The organism is Mongoliitalea daihaiensis (genome assembly GCF_021596945.1).
Taxonomy (GTDB): domain Bacteria; phylum Bacteroidota; class Bacteroidia; order Cytophagales; family Cyclobacteriaceae; genus Mongoliitalea; species Mongoliitalea daihaiensis.
Map to the genome: position 1 here is coordinate 4,436,778 of NZ_CP063779.1, position 19,987 is coordinate 4,456,764.

The following is a 19,987-nucleotide window of genomic DNA, read 5'->3' on the forward strand; positions in this document are numbered from 1 at the left end:
AATCTGTGTCATCTGTGGACAAAAAGAAATTTACCAATAGCTATTCCAATACCCCTCCATTTAAGATATCAGGGCTGTCGCCCCTCTGCTTGGAACTAACGTAAATCAATTCTACGAAGAAAACAGGGCTAACGCCCCATTTAATTTGACCATTATTTCAATTTTATTTCCACATTATTTCAACCTTACTTCATTCCACAACTCCCATAAAAATATCTTCCAATATCACGAAGGAAATATCAATCAATATCTATTTCCACCTTATTGCATTTAACTACTCAAAAAAATCTACAATAAAACCAACAAATTAATCCCTCCCAACCCCAGAGCCTGCGACAAAATCTAATTAATCTATCCATCCATTAATGCCAGCCACCTAAAAAACCCTCCTAAATTCCCCCTTCTGTGAAATCTGTGTCATCTGTGTCATCTGTGGACAAAAAAAAATTTACCAATAGCTATTCCAATACCCCTCCATTTAAGATCTCAGGGCTGACGCCCCTCTCCTGGGACTAACTTAAATCAATTCTACGAAGAAAACAGGGCTAACGCCCCTTTTGAGTCCAAAACAATTATTTCAATTTTATTTCCACATTATTTCAACCTTATTTCATCTACCTACTACCAAAAAAATATCAACCAATATCGCGCAGCTAATATCTACCAATATCTGTATCTACATTATTACGCATCAGCATATTTCCACATTATTTCATCTACCTACTCCCATTAAAATATCAACCAATATCGCGCAGCTAATATCAAACAATATCCTTTTAATTCATTTCCTCGTAAATATTTTTATTATGTTATAGGTATCGCCTACCCAACTCCTGCAGGCGGTTTTTGTATCCGTTAGTATTTTCAACAACCAACTATTTCCACTACTGCAATGAAAATCGTATTCTTAAGTATCCTCGCTTTTGCATGCTGCTTCACGCTTAGAGCACAGACCTTTCATACCTTCCCAACCCAAAATGGCATCAGTTCTCCGTTCCCCACTCAGTCCGTAACACCTGCTCCGAATAGAGCCAATACCTTCCATGTGTACGAGCACACCAATGGAATCCGTAACATTGCACCTTCCCAAGTAATTCAAGTGCAACCAAACGGCACCAAGCAAGTATTCAACACCCGAAATGGAATCCAGGAAATCACACCCGTGCAGGTAATCAAACCCATGCCCAATGGGGGTTCACAGGTATTCCAAACCCAATCCGGCATCCCCAACATCGTCCCCAGTCAAACCATACAACCCAACAGCCGTGGCGGGATCGATGTGTTCCAAAATACCAACGGCATACAAGCCATTACCCCCATTAAAAGCATCCAACCCGTGAATTCTAATAGCTATGGCGTCTTCCAAAATAATAATGGAATTCAATCCGTATTCCCTAATTCGGTAATTCAAAGGAAAGACTAAGCGTATTAAATGTAGACTTAGGAATGAGGGGCTCTCGCAGCATACAGAAAAACAACAAGAGAAATGTCAAGTATTTTCAAGATGAGAGAAGCGTCAAGTGTGTCTATTTTGATGGCTGTTTAGCGAGGAGGCAGATAGTAGGGTAGGAATAAAAAGTCGGCATTCCGTGGATATGGAGAACGCAATTGGATGTCCAATGATGAAGGCCGAATGAAAAATAATGAAATTTTTGCTTTTCCTGTGAACTGACAATGCTAATATTGAACGTAAAAGGTTGATTTTGGAATTTCTCTTTAGCTAGCTGATAATCATGCCAATTCGACTCCTACCGGAGTCGGGAATTCTGAATGGTGTGCTTTTTTTCTACCCCGAGTTGCCACTCGGGGCTATTACCCTGCGGGATTGAACTCCTTGCGGAGTTAGGCCTGCATATCCGCTTCTCGAAATTTGCAATTTCGGGAATCAGATAAATGGAGATTTGCAATCTCCTTGGGTGAGCCGTCTTATCAAGCCACATAAATGCTAGTTTCAAATCAATTACCCTAGAGGATTACAAATCCTCATTCATCTTAAGACCGAGATTACAAATCTCGGACAGCTCCTATTGGTCCAAGTTGCTTAAAGTCCCATCCCCCGAAAATCATGCAAATACAAGTAAATCCCAATTGGCGACAGCCAAAGAAACTGTGAAAATCCTCCTAAATTCCCTCTTCTGTGAAATCTGTGTCATCTGTGGACAAAAAGAAATTTACCAATAGCTATTCCAGTACCCCTCCGTTTAAGATATCAGGGCTGACGCCCCTCACCTGAGAAATGCATAAATCAGTTCTACGAAGAGATCAGGGCTAACGCCCCTTTTTAGTTTGAACCATTATTTCAATTTTATTTTCACATTATTTCATCTACCCACTTCCATAAAAATGTCAACCAATATCGCGCAGCTAATATTCACCAATTATTTCAACCTTATTTCATCTACCTACTCCCAAAAAATTTATCCTTCAATCCTGACACATCAATCCTTAGCAATCAAGGAGCCTGCGACAAAATCTAATTAATCTATCCATCCAGTAATGCCAGCCACCTAAAAAACCCTTCTAAATCCCCCCTTCTGTGAAATCTGTGTCATCTGTGGACAAAAAGAAATTTACCAATAGCTATTCCAGTACCCCTCCGTTTAAGATATCAGGGCTGACGCCCCTCTGTCTCAAACTACATTAATCAGTTCTACGAAGATAACAGGGCTAACGCCCCTTTTTAGTTTGACCATTATTTCAATTTTATTTCAACCTTATTTCATCTACCTACTCCCAAAAAAATATCAACCAATATCGCGCAGCTAATATCCACCAATATCTATTTCAACTTTATTTCCAACTCCCCCCACAATATCTTAATATCTAATATCAACCAATATCTATATTTACATTATTTCAATTTTATTTCACCCCACTACCCCCTACTTATCCTTTGGCACACAAACAAATCCTTGTATCTTTAGAACGGAATTTATAATTATGAAGCGTATCCTTTTCTTTTGTCTACTTTTCCTCACTGTGCATGCAGCGAGTGCTCAAAAATTCATCTTACTTCAAAAAGGTGATAACCAAAAGACGCGTCTTAAATTCGAAGTAGGAGAAGAATTTGTCTATAAGACTGCACAGTATGATTTTTTCATCACGGAAGTAATACGGGATATTACGATTGATGCCATAATTCTGACAGATAATGTCATACAACCATCCCAAATAGTAGCTGTTGACATTCGAAAAAAAGACCCTAGAAATTACACCTTGGACAACCTTTCCTATCTAGGAATGGGAGGTGGAGCAATGCTGTTACTAGCATCTAGTATCAATAGTTTATACCAAGAAGGCGATTTTTCATTATCAGGTGGAACACTTGGACTTTCTGCTGGATTAATTGGCACAGGCTTATTGATTCGACAACTGAAGTACAAAACGTTTAAGCATAAAGGTAGAAACAAAATTCAATTAGTGATTCTTTACGAAGAATGACAATGAATTAGGTTAAGCGCATAATATTTCCGAATTTTGCACCTCAATTAATTAAATCAATTATGACATCAGACCAGTTGAAAGACTTGAAAGCCCGCGTTTCGGCTTTGAGGAGGTATCTTTGACTACGATCGTAAGAAAGCAGAAATAGAAGACTTTGAGGCTGTTTCGGCCCAGCCAGATTTTTGGAATAATCCAGAAGATGCCGAAAAAACAATGAAGCAAATACAGCTGAGAAAAGGCTGGACAAGCGCTTTTGAATCACTGGACACTCATCTGCAAGACTTGGAAGTGCTGTATGATTTTTATTCGATGGGAGAAGTTCCAGAAGAAGAAATCAAAAGCGAATACAAAAAGGTCTTGACAGAGGTAGAGGAGCTGGAGTTGAAGAAGATGCTAAGCAATGAAGAAGATCAGCTCTCGGCTGTACTTGAAATCAATCCTGGCGCAGGAGGTACTGAAAGTAACGATTGGGCGTCTATTCTCATGCGTATGTACATCATGTGGGGAGAGAAAAATGGCTACAAAGTAACAGAAGTAGACCTTCAAGAAGGTGAAGTCGCTGGAATCAAATCAGTTACCTTACAGTTTGATGGTCCTTTAGCATACGGGTTTCTAAAATCAGAAACTGGCGTGCATCGCTTGGTACGTGTTTCGCCTTTTGACTCCAATGGAAGAAGACACACTTCGTTTGCTTCTGTGTATGTATATCCGGTGGTAGATGATTCGATCAACATCGATATCAATCCATCTGATGTAGAGCTTCACACCTCCCGTTCAGGTGGTGCTGGTGGTCAGAATGTAAACAAAGTAGAAACAAAAGTACAGTTGACACACAAGCCAACAGGCATTGTAGTAGTTTGTCAAATTGAACGTTCTCAATTAGCAAATAGAGAGCGCGCCATGCAGATGTTGAAATCCAGACTTTACCAATTAGAGATGGAAAAGAGAAATGCGGCACGTGCCAAAATAGAATCTTCCAAATTGAAGATTGACTTTGGTTCACAGATTCGAAACTACGTCTTGCATCCATATAAATTGGTGAAAGATGCCCGTACAAGCTATGAAACTTCGGACACCCAGCATGTATTGGATGGGGGCTTGAATGATTTCATCAAAGCTTACTTACTTGCACAAAGTGAAGAAGCAGCAGCGACCGAAACAAATTAATATGTGCCAATAATCCTATGAAGGGGCTGACTTTGAGATATAGGAACTGTTTGTTTCCGCCATCGAAAAGGCAGCCTCGTCTATTTCTACCCGTATGAAGCACCTTCCTTCTTTTTTTACGCTCGACTTTATGCTGCTTTGCCTCAGCTCTTTTTTGTTTTTTGCGAGCTTCAATATGATCATTCCAGAATTACCGGCGTACATTACCTCGCTCGGTGGTGAAGATTACAAAGGATTGATCATATCACTATTTACCTTGACCGCAGGTCTTTCTCGGCCTTTTTCTGGAAAGTTAGCAGATAAAATTGGGAGAGTACCGGTGATGATTTTTGGATTGGTCGTATGCTTTATCGTGAGTCTTTTATACCCAATCATCACAACGGTTTCAGGCTTTTTATTTCTTCGATTTGTTCACGGATTTTCTACCGGCTTTACCCCTACTGGCACTTCCGCTTATGTTGCAGACATTGTCCCATTCAATAAGCGTGGAGAAGCTATGGGCATACAGTCCTTATTCGGCTCTCTTGGAATGGCAGCTGGCCCTGCTTTGGGAGGATATATCGGGAGTGCCTATGGCATCAACCCTTTGTTTTATACAGCTTCTTTCACAGCGGTTCTATCTATGTTAGTGGTTTTGCGATTAAAAGAAACCGTAGCTATCAAAGAACCATTCCGGCTGAATTTGATCAAACTCAAAAAAGATGAAATCATTGAAAAAAGAGTCCTCTTCCCTTCCTTAATTTTATTTCTTACTGTTACTTCTTTCGGGACGGTTTTGACAATTATTCCAGATTATTCGGAACATTTAGGTATACAGAACAAAGGACTATTTTTTGCGGTGTTCACCATAGCCTCTTTAGGTATAAGGATCATTGCAGGTCGAACTTCGGATAAATATGGGAGAATTCCTGTTATGAAAGCAGCATCTTTTTCCATGGTTGTAGCGATGATATTAGTAGCTTTTGCCACTTCTAAAGGCATGTTACTATTTGGTGGGGTTATTTTTGGTGCTTCGGTAGGTATGAACTCTCCCACTATCTCTGCATGGACCATTGACCTATCTTTGGACAAATACAGAGGAAGAGCACTGGCTACCATGTATATAGCTTTGGAAGCTGGAATTGGAATAGGGGCAATCGTATCAGGGTTTCTATTTAACAATAAACCAGAAAACTTTCCACTCGTATTTTTGATCAGTGCAGGGTCTGCATTTATTGCTTTTTTACTGCTCATGTTTCATAAAACTACTCCTAAAAACTCCGGAGCTGATAAATTTTAACATGAAAAAATTCAATTTCTGTCATTCCATATCGGTTCATGCTAAAACTTCAACACAATTATTAAACTTTGATTATTTGAATAAAAAAATTGCACTTTTCTCATAAAGTTTTTCGTCAATTTCCCTAATTTTAAGTGCCAAACTAGTACTGCATTGAATAGAATTCCTACTCCATTTCTATTGGTCTACGTGATTTCCACCTGCGTAGCATTAATTTCTGTGGGAAACGGTTTTACTCTCGGATATTTTTTGGGTAATGGATTAATGATTCCAACACTCATCTATGTGATCGTAAAAAAATATCAGCAATATGACAGTCCTTTACTACCTCAATTGGTGGTAGCTTTAATTTTCTCTTTTTTGGGAGATCTATTTATGATGATTCCCACGGAAGAAAGTTTTTTCACTTTGTTGGCCATTTGCACTTTTATGATCGCGCAACTTGCCTACGGAATCCTATTTTGGAAATCCGCTAAGTTTAAATTGTTTTCTAAAATACCTATCAATAAGCGTATACCTGAGATACTTGTACTCATGGTGATGGGAATTGTATTTTCACAAGTCTATGAATTTTTGGGAGATTACTTGATAGCAGGAACTATATTCCTGATGATAAGTGCGAGTACGTTTTTATTAGGTTTGAACCGTAGGTTTAGTGTTTCTAAAGTCAGCTATGGACTAGTCATGGCCGGACTCATTGCCTTTTTCTTATCTGACGTTTTATCCGCCTTGGATCTTTTCTACACTAACCCACAGATACATATGGTGGTCATTCTTGCCTATGGAATTGGTCATTTTTCAATTACTAATGGAATACTTATCCAATTAGAAAATAAGAGAAAAAGAGAAAAAGCACCATCCTTTGGCGCTTTTTCAACTAAAATTAAAAATAATAATTAGAAAACAAGGCCCTCATCAATAATTACCTAAGTGAGTTGATTTTCTTGGAATCGGCATAATTTCGCGTTGTCTTCCATTCAAATACACTACTTTTTCACCATCAAAGAAGGCACCTTCCTCCAACATTACCCGGTATTCTTTATTCCATTCTTTCAAGAAAACTACGGCATTCAATTCTATTGCATATACTGTATTGGGATACAATGGGTAATCACCGGCTCCAGGTGTATCGCCTTGATTGTCCCACATACCTATGGTCGGACCTGAAGCATGTCCATGAAATCCTAGAGGGTGGGAATATATACTTCCTTTAATACCCTCTTGGTCCATTTGCTTACGTGTTTCTCGAAGGATTTCATTCCCTGTTCTACCTGTTTTAAAATGAGAAGTAAGAATATCCTGTAATCGATTTCCCACCTGAAGTGCATCCTTCAAATATTGAGGAACCTCATCTTCTCCAGGTTTCAATACGTAGGCTAATTGTTGAGTATCTGTGTTCAATCGAAGATAAGTGATTCCAAAATCAATGTGCAGCATATCACCGGGCATGATTACCTCGGCATCGGGCTTCACCGCAAAATTACGAAGATGCTCCTGAGAAGAAGGGTCCGCTCGCTGAATATCCACAGTAGGGTGAAACCAAGTATCCAATTTTAACTCCTTGATACGCTCACGGTACCACCATTGTACATCTTCAGTGGTGGTAACCCCAGGTGTGATCACCTTTTCTGAAAGTCCTTCTGCGATGATTTGATTAGCAATAGCCTGAATATGTCTGTAAGTAGCCATCTCCGAAGGTGTCCTTGTTTCGAGCCAGCCAACGGCTAGATTCTGGGCGGAAACAACACGGGATTTTAAATTTTCCGGCAAATACTGCATCAGCGAATTATACTCAGTTAAATTGATCCCATCAGCGTGGCCGTAGTCCTTGGCCATATTTATCCCGATTTTTTCTGGATTCCTTTCCGCAATCAATTGAGCTAATCTTTCATATTGGTCGGGTTGGGTATCGGGATCCCAAGCTTTTTTAAATGCTTTCCCAACGTCATAACGGGCTACTGCCAACGCTTCTACCTGATCAGACCCCTTAGGCTTGTACATCAGCAACATCGTGCGCCTGCGCGCAGCATGCCAAGTGGCGGGTAAAAATGTACGGATGACAGGATCTTCGTTATACTCCCGGGAAATCACGATCCACATATCAATACCTGCTCGATCCATAACAGTGGGTAAAACAGTTTGTATACGCTCTTCCAGCCATTGATCAATTACAGCCGCTTGGGCGCGCTGTGTTAATACGTGCAATTCCTGTCCAATTGCAAAAGACTGCCAAAAAATAGCAGCCAATAAGATTAGTCCAATTTTTTTCATAATAGATAAGATCGATTTTGGTGGTGATATGGAATCTTGCAACACATCTACCTCGTTCAAAAAGCAAGGTATCCGTATACTTGATTCCAAAAGCTAAAACGATAGCTAATTTTTGTTTTAAAATATGGAATTTTGAGCAAATAAAAAATCTAGCCTCGCTTAAGTGGTCGTTAGCAATTTCCCACGGAGTAATTTTGCACTCAAGGAATGGAACCTATACAATAGCATGATACCCGTGATGGTCAGCCCTATCAATAACCCATACCAAATACCCAATTCATTCAAGCCAGCATAAAAGGCCAACACATACCCTACAGGTAAGCCTATTACCCAGTATGCTATCAAAGTGACAATCGTCGGAACTTTCACATCCGACATTCCTCTCAATGCTCCTAATCCTACCACTTGTATACCATCTGAAAGCTGGAAGAAGGCAGCTACAACCAATAAGCTTCCGCTCAATTGGATCACATCTACATCATCTATGTAAAGAGATGGCAAAAAGTTTTTCCCAACAATAAAGATTACAGCAGAGATACTCATAAACATCGCCACCATGGCAAATACCGTAAATCCAGCCTCTCGAAGCGTTCGGATATCCTGCTTTCCTAGCTGATTTCCTACTTTCACCATGGCTGCAGCCGATAAGCCAGAAGCCATCATGTAACTCACAGAAGCGAGATTAATGGCAATTTGATGGGCTGCCAATGCATTGACACCTATCCACCCCATCATGATGGCAGCAGTGCTAAAGGCGCCTACTTCAAAAATAAACTGAAATCCTGTTGGCACCCCTATTCTCAACATCTTAGAAAGCATGGGGAAGCTTAAACCCCTCAGACGAAAAGACAAATTAAATGAGTGATAACGCTTCGATTTAAATACATAATATGCAATGCCAACTCCCATCAAAACACGAGAGATCAAAGTAGCAATTCCAGCCCCGTTTAAACCCATAGCTGGAAACCCAAGATTTCCAAAAATCAAGACCCAGTTTAAAAATACATTGATCCCATTACATAGAATGGTAATATACATCGCCTGCTTGGTTTGGGAAAGTCCTTCTGCAAACTGCTTGAAGGTTTGAAAAAACATAAAAGGAATTAAAGAAAGGGTAATTATAGCCAAATAAGGAATGGCCAATTCCACAACTTCATTCGGTTGATTGAGATGCTTAAGCATTGGAGATGCTAGTACAATCAATAAAAATAACATCAACCCCACGCTCATATTGAGCAGAAAACCATGATTGAATAACCGAGCAATGCGTTTGGACCGCTTACTTCCGTCTGCCATGGCTACCAAGGGTGTAATGGCCATAGATACTCCAATTCCAAACATCAGTACCACAAAAAATATGCTGTTGGCCAATGATGCCGCAGCCAAAGGCACGGCTCCAAGCCTTCCAACCATCATACTATCCGCCACCCCTACCAACACTTGTCCTAATTGACTAAGCATCACAGGATAGGCTAAAGTAAAGGTACTCTGAAAATGGTTTTTAAAGTTTCCGCCAAACATATGCTTTCATTGAAGCCTCAAATATCCAAAAGTTTGGCGACTTTTAGCAGGCCGGCGATGGAAATAGCGTCGGTAATTTCTCCATCCATCACCTGTTGCAATGCTTTCTTAAGTGGTAACTTCTTTATTTCCAATTGCTCAGTTTCTTCAAATTCAGGAATCCCCATAGACAATTCCTGTGCTAAAAACACAAATCCCTCTTCATCTGTAACAGAGTTAGAGGTATGGATACGCATAATTTCTGTCCATCGGTTGGCCGTAATCCCGGTTTCTTCTTTCAATTCGCGCTTTGCATTTTCCAATACATTCTCTGTCAGTAATCCTCCACCCATGGGAATTTCCCAACTGTATTCATCCAAAGTGTACCGATATTGGCCTACTAACCAAGTATTGAATTCTTCATCAACCGGTATAATCCCTAGGGCTTTATTTAAAAAAGAAACCTTACCATAAATACCCGGTTTGCTGGAAGGATTGATCACTTGATGCTCCGATACTGATATCCATTGATTCTCATAAATCAACTTTTTTGAAAGAGTTGTCCAAGGATTTTTCATTTTTTTGATAACTAAAAAAGGGTGGACAAAGCCACCCTTTCAATGTGTTAATTCTTACTTATGCAGGAATCGGTAAAACTTTGGAGTCCTTGAAGGTCGAAAGAATAACCATGGACTGCATAGAGTCTACTTCTCTGATCTCAGAAACTTTTTCCAACATTAATTTTTGGTAAGCTGTGATATCTTTTGCAATGATTTTCAAGATAAAATCACCCGTACCCGTAATATGGTGACACTCGATGACTTCTTGAATTTCATTAATTTCTTTCATAAAGGCATCAATATTGCCTTTGTTGTGACCAATCAAAGAAACCAGTACAAAAGTACTTACACCCAAACCAATTTTCTCAGGATCTAAGGTTGCATGATAACTTTTGATAATTCCAGATTGCTCCAATTTTTTCACTCTCTCCAATGTAGGAGCTGGTGATAGTCCGATGTCTTTAGAAAGTTGGGCGTTGGTTATTTTGGCATTTGCCTGAAGTATTTCAAGGATAGCCCTATCTATTTTGTCAAATTTCACTCGAACACTGTTATCCATAATTTCAGATTTTTCAAAATTTTATGTTGCGCAAAGTTAATATAATTTTATATTATTTTAAAATGAACGAACATAAAAAACGTCGCCCATAACAAAATATTGTTAGTTTAATCTTCTGATTTGTAAAAGAACATCTAAATCATCCGTGGAAAGAACGGCATTTATCAAATATTCTCCTGAATTCATCCCTCTCTATACGTAAACTTTCAATCAAAGTTTATTCTTTTTTATATATTCTCGCGCTTCTTTGTGAGCGGGGTGTTTTCGCTTGGCGTATTTCTTGACTTTATTGAAGTATTCTTTTGCTTTGGCTTTATTTTTTGCCTCATTTTCCATCTTCCCTAATGCAATCAAGGCATATAAATAATACCCACTTTCTTGGCTTTCGGACTCTTCCCCATAGGACAAAGTTTTTAGATAATATCTCTTGGCACTGCCTTTATCTCCAATCCTATCAAAATATTGGGCAATATAAAAGGCCGCATATCTCCCACTGTTTGATTCATAACCAGTCCACTGATCATCAATGCGTTGCAGGATCTCCATGGATTCTTCTTTTGCCTCTGTAATTCTACCAACGGTATATAAATGACGAGCATACGAACGATGGAAATACGGGTTATTAGGAAATTTCTGATGCAGATAATCGGTGATAGCCAACGCTTTGTAGGGCTGTTTTTCTTCCGATGCATACAATCGAAACAAAAAATACTGAGCCTCTACTCGAGCATAAAATGCATTTTGGGCAACATCTTCCAACTGTTTTAACCCCAATTCTTTGTTACCCTTTGGGAAAAGCGCAACCACCGGCTTCAAAATTGGATAGTTTTCTGGAATCCATACAGAAAAATAATTGAACAAGGCATCACCTAATAATAACTCAGGATTGAGTTCATCGTCTCCTTTACTTAAGTTCAGATATTTAAGTGCGTTCTTCCCAGCAAATGTTGCTTTAGTCCAACTTTTCCTTTCCGATAATAACCTTCCCTGAAAACCATAAGCACCGGCAAGAAAAAAAGCCGCCTCCTTATTTTCCGGATCATTATCTAACAAACCCTTGGCCTTATCGATTACTACATCCATTTGTTTCAGGAATCGATTATCAAGTCTTTTATTTTCTATATCAGGAGCGATTTTCCACCACGTAGCCAAGCCCTGCAAAAAATACGGCAAAGGATGTTCAGGATATTGAAATTGCATTACGGCAAACCCTCTTTCAGCTTTCTCAAAATCGTAATTGTACAGCGCATTTACATTTTCAGTAATCCTAAATTGCAGCCCCTTATCTAAAAGCAAATAGGTCGATTCATTGGGCACTACTTCATCCAACGGAGCTTCTTGAGCACTCACATATGGAAAGACACCCATCAAAAGAATTACTAATAAAACACCAATGTGCCGCATACTTATTTTAAATTTCAAGCAAAATTAGATGGTATTCCAAATTTTAAATTAGTTTTAACAAGATTTAATTTCAAAACCCCTCATGAATACCCAATCATTCTTCGAACGAATAGAAAGCCAATTAGATTTCAATCGGAAGATATTTTTTTTAGTATTGACGATTTTTTACGTGGCAATTCGCTACATCACCAATGATTTGATTTTGCAAAACATTCCTGGATTTGAGTCTTTGGAGGAAGACGGCAGCTTGACCTATTTCCATATCTTCAATACGCTGAATTACTTATGGACTCCCTTTTCCCTGCTTTGGAAATTTCTGCTGACAACTTTCCTGTTATGGATGGGCTCTTTTGCTTGGGGCTATAAGATTTCTTTCGGGAGAATTTGGAGTTTGGTCCTATTGGCCGAAGTGATTTTCATCATGCCGGAATTGCTCAAACTATTAGCATTGATTATTTTCCCCGAAAATTGGTCCGTAGCTGAAATGCGGGACTTCTACCCCTTATCCATCTTAAGCTTGATGGACTATACACAAGTCCCCAAAGCCTACATATATCCCCTTCAAGCGCTGAACCTTTTTGAATTGGTATATATCCTAAGTCTTGCAGTAGGTATTGCCTCAATTTTAAAAAAAGGTTGGAAGGCTGGAATCCTCATTGTAAGTACTGCTTATATTTTAATTTTTCTGGGGTGGTTGGTGTTTTACATCCTAGCTTACCGCTAACTAGCAAAGGAATTGACCGTTCCTAGATTTCATGATGGCAATGTCTACAATTAATGATAGATTCGATTATCCAAATAGATGCTCATGAAACTATTCAAGTTCCTTTTAATTAGCTGCTTTATTGGCTTTTCCCAATGGACGGCCCTAGCACAGGAAGTTAATTACGTAGAAGAGAATTACGTAAAACAAGAATTTCAAATTCCTATGCGAGATGGGGTAAAGTTGCACACGGTTGTATACAGCCCAAAAGATGCCTCACAAAAATACCCCATACTGATGAGTAGAACACCCTACAATTCCGGCCCTTATGGGAAAGATACTATGAAGAGGAGTTTAGGCCCTTCAGAAAAACTCATGAAAGAGGGTTATATTTTTATCTATCAAGACGTGAGGGGACGATGGATGTCCGAAGGCTCGTACGACAATATGCGTCCTACACTTCCCGATCGCAAGAAAAACAGCAAAGAGATAGATGAAAGTACGGACACCTTTGACACCATCGAATGGCTACTTAAAAATCTCACCAATAGCAATCAAAAAGTGGGTATGTGGGGAATTTCCTATCCTGGGTTTTATTCAGCCGCTGCACTTCCCTTTGCACACCCTGCTCTGAAAGCAGTATCACCCCAAGCTCCGATAGCAGATTTCTATTTCGACGATTTCCATCATAACGGGGCATATTTTCTCAGCTATTGGGTAGCTACAGCTGTGTTCGGTTATCAACATGACGGCCCTACGGACAAACCCTGGTACCAAATGGTCAATACCGGCACCAAAGATGCCTATCAGTTTTTTCTGGACATGGGCTCCTTGAAAAATGCCGACAAGTACTACGGTGAAGACAACTTTTTCTGGACCGAATTGAAAGAAAATCCTGATTACAATGAGTTTTGGCAAAAAAGAAATTTACTTCCTCATCTAAAGGACACCAAACCTGCTGTCATGACCGTTGGGGGTTGGTTTGATGCTGAGGATCTGTATGGTCCATTGAATATCTACAAAACAATCGAAAAAAACACACCCAACGCTTACAATACCTTGGTGATGGGTCCTTGGTCCCATGGAGATTGGGCAAGGGTAAGCGGTGCACAGAAAGTATCTAATATTTACTTCGGAGATGATATCAATCTTTGGTATCAAAATGAAGTTGAGGCTGTCTTTTTCGATCATTTCTTAAAAGGTACAGGAGACGGAAAAACAGGGTTACCAGAAGCCTACCTCTTCGATACAGGAACCAAAGAATGGAAAAAGTTCGATACATGGCCTCCGCGGGAAGCTGTAACAACCGCTTATTTCCCGCATGCTAGTGGAGCACTTTCTACCGAAAAGCCAGCAGGAAATGAATTTTCAGAATACATTTCTGATCCAGCCAAACCTGTACCCCATAGCCCGGATATCAAATTCAATTTCACTCCTCGAAAATACATGGCAGACGATCAGCGTTTTGCTGCCCGAAGACCAGACGTGCTGGTTTTTGAAACAGACATATTGACAGAAGATATCACTGTAGCCGGTGAGATTTTTGCTAAGCTCCAAGTGTCTACCTCTGAAACAGATGCAGATTGGATAGTCAAGCTAGTGGATGTATTTCCACATGATACCCCGGACCATGAATATGTGCAACAGGGTACCCATTTAAGCAATTATCACATGATGGTTCGATCGGAGGTAATTCGCGGCAGGTATCGAGAGAGTTTTTCTGCTCCAAAACCATTTACCCCAAATCAGATTACGGAAGTTCCTCTACAATTACAGGATGTATTGCACACCTTCAAAAAAGGGCATAAAATACAAATTCAAATCCAGAGCACCTGGTTTCCTTTAATCGATAGAAATCCTCAGAAATATGTTGAAAATATCTTTAAAGCAGATGACGCAGACTTCATAAAGGCAACTCATCGTGTATATCATCACTCGGATAAGCCCACTGAAATCAGTGTTCAACTATTGAAATAAACCTATTCTACTGAACAAATCGCTACTTTCTTTTTGTTAACTCAAAGAAACAAAAGGGAAGTAGCTTTTTTATTGCCCATTCCCTTCAAAAACTTTATCATTGAACTGAGAAAATAAGAATTATATGAACCCATTATTGGAAAAATTTGACACGCCATTTGAGACGGCACCTTTTCATCTAGTAAAAAACGAGCATTTTCTACCCGCCATCCAAGAAGCTATCCAACAGGCCAAATCAGAAATAAATGCCATTAAAGCCATTAGTATCCCCGATTTTTCGAATACCATCGAAGCCTTAGATAAGGCTGGCGAGCGCTTGGGCATTATCGCTGGGATATTCTATAACCTGAATTCAGCAGAAACCAATAATGAAATCCAAGCATTGGCACGAGAAATTTCTCCTCTATTGACAGCTCATAGTAATGACATTTTATTGGATGCTGAACTTTTTGAGAAGATTGAACCAATTTTTAAAAATAGAGCAAACTTGAATCTTACTCCCGAGCAGTTGACTCTATTGGAAAAAACCTACAAGGGCTTTGTTCGGAACGGTGCTTTGCTGAAGGATACGGGAAAAGAGCACTTGCGAGCGATTGATCAAGAATTAGCTCAACTGAGCCTGAAATTTGGTGAAAATGTACTGGCAGAGACCAATAAGTTTGTGATGCTTGTGGAGCAAGAAGAAGAACTCGCTGGTTTACCCGATGCTATCAAAGAGGCAGCTGCTCAAACAGCAGAGGAAAAAGGACATGCAGGAAAATGGGCATTTACACTTGCATTCCCAAGCTACATTCCATTTATGACCTACGCCGAAAATCGGGAATTAAGAAAAAAACTATTCCTTGCCTATAATACCAAAGGTTGCAAGGGGGATGAATTAGACAATAAGGGGCATATCCAACGCATGCTTACACTCAAACATCAGCGTTCGCAACTACTTGGCTATAGAACGTATGCTGATTTTGTATTAGAAGAGCGCATGGCTAAATCAGCAGATAATGTGCAGGAATTTCTACGAAATCTTCTTGACAAATCTAAGCCAAAGGCTATAGAAGAGTTGGCCGAATTACAGGCTTTTGCAGAAAAGCTAGATGGCTTGAGTCATCTTGAAAAGTGGGACACTGCCTATTATGGGGAGAAACTCAAAAAGGAAAAATATGCTGTAGATGATGAGCTTTTACGCCCCTATTTCAAATTAGAAAACGTCATTGATGGGGTATTCCATACAGCTTCCAAGCTGTTTGACATCCAATTCAAAGAGAATACAGATATTCCGAAATACCATCCGGATGTAATTACGTACGAGGTCCAGGACCTTCAGGGAAATCATGTGGGGGTATTTTATGCCGATTTCTTCCCAAGAGCAGGCAAGCGAAATGGCGCTTGGATGACGAGTTATAGAGGACAAAGTAAACTCCATGGTGCAAATAAGCGTCCGCACGTTTCCATTGTCTGTAACTTCACCAAGCCTACCAAGTCCAAGCCTTCCCTGCTTACTTTCAATGAAGTCACCACCTTATTTCATGAATTTGGTCATGCCTTGCATGGGATGTTGGCAGAAGGAACGTATGAGTCCCTATCCGGCACTTCTGTATTTTGGGACTTCGTAGAGCTCCCTTCTCAAATTTTCGAAAACTGGTGTTATGAAAAAGACTGTTTGGATCTATTTGCCAAGCATTATGAAACAGGTGAGGCTATTCCTGAAGAGCTTCTGAAAAAAATAAAGGCAGCTGCTAACTTCCAGCAAGGCACACAAACTTTGAGACAAATTAGTTTTGGCTTATTGGACATGGCGTATCATAGTACAGACCCTAGCCAAATCAAGGATATCACCACATTTGAGAAGAACATAATGGCAGCTACCAGTTTGCTTCCATCGGTAGAGAACACACTCATGAGCACCTCCTTTTCCCATATTTTCCAGGGTGGCTATGCTGCGGGTTATTATAGCTACAAGTGGGCTGAAGTATTGGACGCTGATGCTTTTGAATTGTTTTTAGAGCGAGGTGTATTTGATAAAGAGACCGCTAGTTCATTCAAGAAAAACATATTATCTGCAGGTGGAAGCGAACATCCCTCTATCCTCTACAAAAGATTCCGAGGAAGAGACCCCAAACCGGAAGCATTGCTGAAACGTTCTGGGTTAGTCTGATACAACAAAGGCTGTCTATCAATAGGCAGCCTTTGTTTTTTTGTCTTATTATGTTTACTTAACAAGATTCTGGTCTTTTCTAAAATGCAAGGGCGGTGCCATATCACCAATTAATGGTTCATATTGCAAGCCTCCTAGGCGTTCATCAAATTCCTTTCTAGCTTCTTTGATCAACAGAGGGTTTAAGATTAAATCTTTTCCAGTGAGGGCCATTGTTTTCGCAGCAACCATCATTCCTTTATAACCGATACTCATCCCATCGGCAGCTACTGCCTGCCACGTGTGGGCAGCTGTACCAGGAACCCAGGTGGCAGTTCCTAAACCTACCGTCGGAACTACGTAACTAACATCCCCTACATCTGTGGAAGCTGGGAAATGGGTCAATTGATAAGGCTGTACTTGCTTAGCAACAGTTAAGGGTGGCACTTTCGCCAAATTGAGTGTTGCTTGGATTTTTTCAGCAAATTCAGTCTCTTGGGCGTCATATTCCACTCCGCCAATTATGGAGAGATTTTTATGCATTGTTTTAGCCAAGGTTTCATTGGGCAATAATCCATAAATTCCAGCAACTACTTCTACTTCTACTTTAGTTTCTGTACCCATGGCTGCACCTTCAGCAGCTTTAATCACCCGTTGCCACATATCCTTTACTTCTACTACATCTGGATGGCGAACCATGTATTCTACAACTGCATAATCAGGCACTACATTAGCTGCCAGACCTCCATTGGTTATGACATAATGAATTCTGCTTTCTTGGTCCACATGTTCCCGCATCATGTTTACCATCATGTTCATCGCTTCTACCCCATCCAAGGCAGATCGCCCGCGTTGTGGAGCCCCTGCTGCATGCGAGCTCTGTCCGTAAAACTTGAAATATCCTTGCATGACAGCAGTGCAAGTAGAAGCATTGGCCGCATTTCGATCACTGGGATGCCAGTTAATAACTGCATCCACGGTATCGAATAAACCTTCTCTTACCATATATACCTTCCCTGCTCCGCCTTCCTCAGCTGGTGTTCCAAATATTTTGATGGTTGCTTGAATGTTATTGGCGTCGATCCATTCTTTCAAAGCAACTCCTGAAGCGACTACCGCCGTCCCAAAGAGATTGTGCCCACAGCCATGTCCATTGCCCCCCTCCACCAAAATCGAACGAAAAGGCACTGCATCCTGCGAAAGCCCCGGCAAGGCATCATACTCTGCTAAAAAGCCTATCACAGGCCCTCCCTTATCATATGTAGCAATAAAAGAAGTCGGCATACCCGCAACACCCGTTTCAACGGCAAATCCAGCAGCTTTCAATTCGTCAATTAAAAGTTTGGAACTGGTGAACTCTAAGTATCCTAATTCGGGATTTTCCCAGATTTCACGTGCTACTTTGGAGAATTGATCTGTTTTAGCATCCAAAGTCTTGACAATAAAGGCATCGTGGTTGGTTTCTTGTGCTATAGCTACTCCTAACAGGAGCATCGCACAAATACTTAGTAAAGATTTTTTCATAAGAATCAAGTAAAATATTCGTTGGGTATAAAACCAAAAATAGCAGAAGATTATTCGGTATCAAAAATAAATCACAGCTAAATCACTCCTCATAAAAAAAAGATATGTTTCTACATATCTCTTTTTATAATCCATAATCCATTTGAAAAGCTTTAGCTGTTTGTAAACAACAGTTGCGCACTTAGGGACTCCGTTAGATAACAATGAGAAACCCAACAAGAATCAACCAAACTGCAGACGATATCGCCAACAGTATTCTAAATTGTCTGTCCTCGTTCATAGCTGTTTTTTTGTTGAATATACAAACTAATCTGCTTATTGTCAAGCATTTTCCAAAAAATCTTTCGCTAAAACTGTATAAACAAGTAGATTACTTAACCAAGTCGTGATAATGTTTTTGGTTTTTAGACATATTTATTGCTGTCCATTCAATCTTGCTGTCTATGTCAAACTTTCTTACAGGACAGTTTTTGAGCTGACAATAATGGCAACATTTTTCAGGGATGCAGGGGTCCGCATGAACAAAAACTTCTAATACCCCAGGCCAGTCTAATTCTAACACATTTTCCAACTCTTCAACCTCATCATGTACTTGCTTTAGATCTAAATAATAAGGAAGAGTTAAATGCAAATCTATATGCCTATCTCCACCATATTGCTGTACCCGCATGTTGTGTACATCTATCCAGGTGTCTTTTCTATGTTGATTAATCACCTTTACGGTAGCTTCTAATGCCTCTGGATCTGCCTCATCCATCAGGCCAGCCACTGACTTCCTAACCAATCCATACCCTGAATACACGATATAAATTGAAAAACCAATTGCAATGATTGAATCCAGCACTTGGATACCGGTAATATATAAAATACTTACGCCTAGTACCAAAAGCAAGGATGTCAACGTGTCTGTCAACAAATGCTTCCCATTAGCAGCTAGCGTAATACTATTCGTTTCTTCTCCTTTCTTTTTCAATATCCATCCCAAAACACCGTTTGCAACACCACATACGGCAATCAACACCATACCTTCTAATAGATTTTCTATTTCTTGAGGGAAAAAAATATTATAAATAGATTGGTAGATAATAAACAAACCAGCTATAATAATGAGCGCTCCTTCCAGTCCAGCACTAAAAAATTCAATTTTCCCATGACCATAGGGATGATTATCATCTCTTGGTCGAGAACTTAAATAAATAGAGTAAGACGCAAAACCAGCCGCAACTACATTTACAATGCTTTCTAACGCATCGGTTAGAATAGCTGTAGAGCTTGTAATCAAGTAGGCATAAAATTTAATTGCTAACAAAACTATGCTGACAACTAAAGAAATTTTTACCCAACGAGAACGTGTAGCTTCCACTTTGCTTATTTTAAGAGGTACAAATAGAACCATTTTTTTTATGGCGCCCAAACTATTCTATTGAATTTGCAGGAAGTTCAGGAATTGATTTAGTAATTTGTAAAA

Annotated in this window: 15 protein-coding genes; 8 read left to right on the forward strand and 7 right to left on the reverse strand. The window is 39.8% G+C overall.

Features of this window, described 5'->3' with window-relative positions:
- Positions 1–892: 892 nt before the first annotated feature.
- The 5 genes from IPZ59_RS18755 (at position 893) to IPZ59_RS18775 (ending at position 6,790) form a co-directional block, all read left to right on the forward strand.
- Positions 893–1,423, forward strand: coding sequence for a hypothetical protein (locus IPZ59_RS18755; protein ID WP_236137570.1), 531 nt, complete (start codon positions 893–895; stop codon positions 1,421–1,423).
- A 1,517-nt stretch (positions 1,424–2,940) separates the two neighbouring features.
- Positions 2,941–3,441, forward strand: a complete 501-nt coding sequence (locus IPZ59_RS18760) for a hypothetical protein (protein ID WP_236137571.1) — start codon at positions 2,941–2,943, stop codon at positions 3,439–3,441.
- A 62-nt stretch (positions 3,442–3,503) separates the two neighbouring features.
- A protein-coding gene (prfB, locus tag IPZ59_RS18765; RefSeq protein ID WP_394800721.1) for a peptide chain release factor 2 occupies positions 3,504–4,611 on the forward strand; the annotation gives its coding sequence in 2 pieces (ribosomal slippage) (positions 3,504–3,554 and positions 3,556–4,611; 1,107 coding nt in all).
- A gap of 94 nt (positions 4,612–4,705) precedes the next feature.
- Positions 4,706–5,890, forward strand: a complete 1,185-nt coding sequence (locus IPZ59_RS18770) for an MFS transporter (protein WP_236137573.1) — start codon at positions 4,706–4,708, stop codon at positions 5,888–5,890.
- 153 nt (positions 5,891–6,043) lie between these two features.
- Complete coding sequence (locus IPZ59_RS18775) at positions 6,044–6,790, forward strand: lysoplasmalogenase (RefSeq protein WP_236137574.1); 747 nt, start codon at positions 6,044–6,046, stop codon at positions 6,788–6,790.
- A 15-nt stretch (positions 6,791–6,805) separates the two neighbouring features.
- Here the strand turns inward: IPZ59_RS18775 and IPZ59_RS18780 are convergent, their stop codons facing one another.
- The 5 genes from IPZ59_RS18780 to IPZ59_RS18800 form a co-directional block, all read right to left on the reverse strand.
- Positions 6,806–8,161 (reverse strand): M24 family metallopeptidase, encoded by a 1,356-nt coding sequence (locus tag IPZ59_RS18780; protein ID WP_236137575.1) that lies wholly within the window; start codon positions 8,159–8,161, stop codon positions 6,806–6,808.
- A 159-nt stretch (positions 8,162–8,320) separates the two neighbouring features.
- A complete protein-coding gene (locus tag IPZ59_RS18785) occupies positions 8,321–9,682 on the reverse strand; it encodes an MATE family efflux transporter (RefSeq protein WP_236137576.1) in 1,362 nt (453 codons plus the stop codon).
- 17 nt (positions 9,683–9,699) lie between these two features.
- The gene (locus IPZ59_RS18790; RefSeq protein WP_236137577.1) at positions 9,700–10,239 is read right to left on the reverse strand and encodes an NUDIX domain-containing protein; all 540 of its coding nucleotides are present in this window, start codon (positions 10,237–10,239) and stop codon (positions 9,700–9,702) included.
- Positions 10,240–10,297: 58 nt separating this feature from the next.
- Positions 10,298–10,780, reverse strand: a complete 483-nt coding sequence (locus IPZ59_RS18795; RefSeq protein ID WP_236137578.1) for an Lrp/AsnC family transcriptional regulator — start codon at positions 10,778–10,780, stop codon at positions 10,298–10,300.
- A gap of 210 nt (positions 10,781–10,990) precedes the next feature.
- On the reverse strand, positions 10,991–12,184 hold the full coding sequence (locus tag IPZ59_RS18800) for a tetratricopeptide repeat protein (protein WP_236137579.1): 1,194 nt from the start codon (positions 12,182–12,184) through the stop codon (positions 10,991–10,993).
- 82 nt (positions 12,185–12,266) lie between these two features.
- Between IPZ59_RS18800 and IPZ59_RS18805 the strand changes: the two genes are divergently transcribed.
- The 3 genes from IPZ59_RS18805 to IPZ59_RS18815 all read left to right on the forward strand — a co-directional run bounded on the left by IPZ59_RS18805 (position 12,267) and on the right by IPZ59_RS18815 (position 17,016).
- Positions 12,267–12,908: a sulfate ABC transporter permease gene (locus IPZ59_RS18805; protein ID WP_236137580.1), complete on the forward strand. Its 642-nt coding sequence runs from the start codon at positions 12,267–12,269 to the stop codon at positions 12,906–12,908.
- Positions 12,909–12,992: 84 nt separating this feature from the next.
- The gene (locus IPZ59_RS18810) at positions 12,993–14,864 is read left to right on the forward strand and encodes a CocE/NonD family hydrolase (RefSeq protein ID WP_236137581.1); all 1,872 of its coding nucleotides are present in this window, start codon (positions 12,993–12,995) and stop codon (positions 14,862–14,864) included.
- A 124-nt stretch (positions 14,865–14,988) separates the two neighbouring features.
- On the forward strand, positions 14,989–17,016 hold the full coding sequence (locus tag IPZ59_RS18815; protein WP_236137582.1) for a M3 family metallopeptidase: 2,028 nt from the start codon (positions 14,989–14,991) through the stop codon (positions 17,014–17,016).
- 54 nt (positions 17,017–17,070) lie between these two features.
- Here the strand turns inward: IPZ59_RS18815 and IPZ59_RS18820 are convergent, their stop codons facing one another.
- Entirely contained in the window at positions 17,071–18,519 is a 1,449-nt protein-coding gene (locus tag IPZ59_RS18820; protein ID WP_236137583.1) for an amidohydrolase, read from the reverse strand.
- Positions 18,520–18,889: 370 nt separating this feature from the next.
- Positions 18,890–19,882 (reverse strand): cation diffusion facilitator family transporter, encoded by a 993-nt coding sequence (locus IPZ59_RS18825; protein WP_236137584.1) that lies wholly within the window; start codon positions 19,880–19,882, stop codon positions 18,890–18,892.
- Positions 19,883–19,987: the final 105 nt, after the last annotated feature.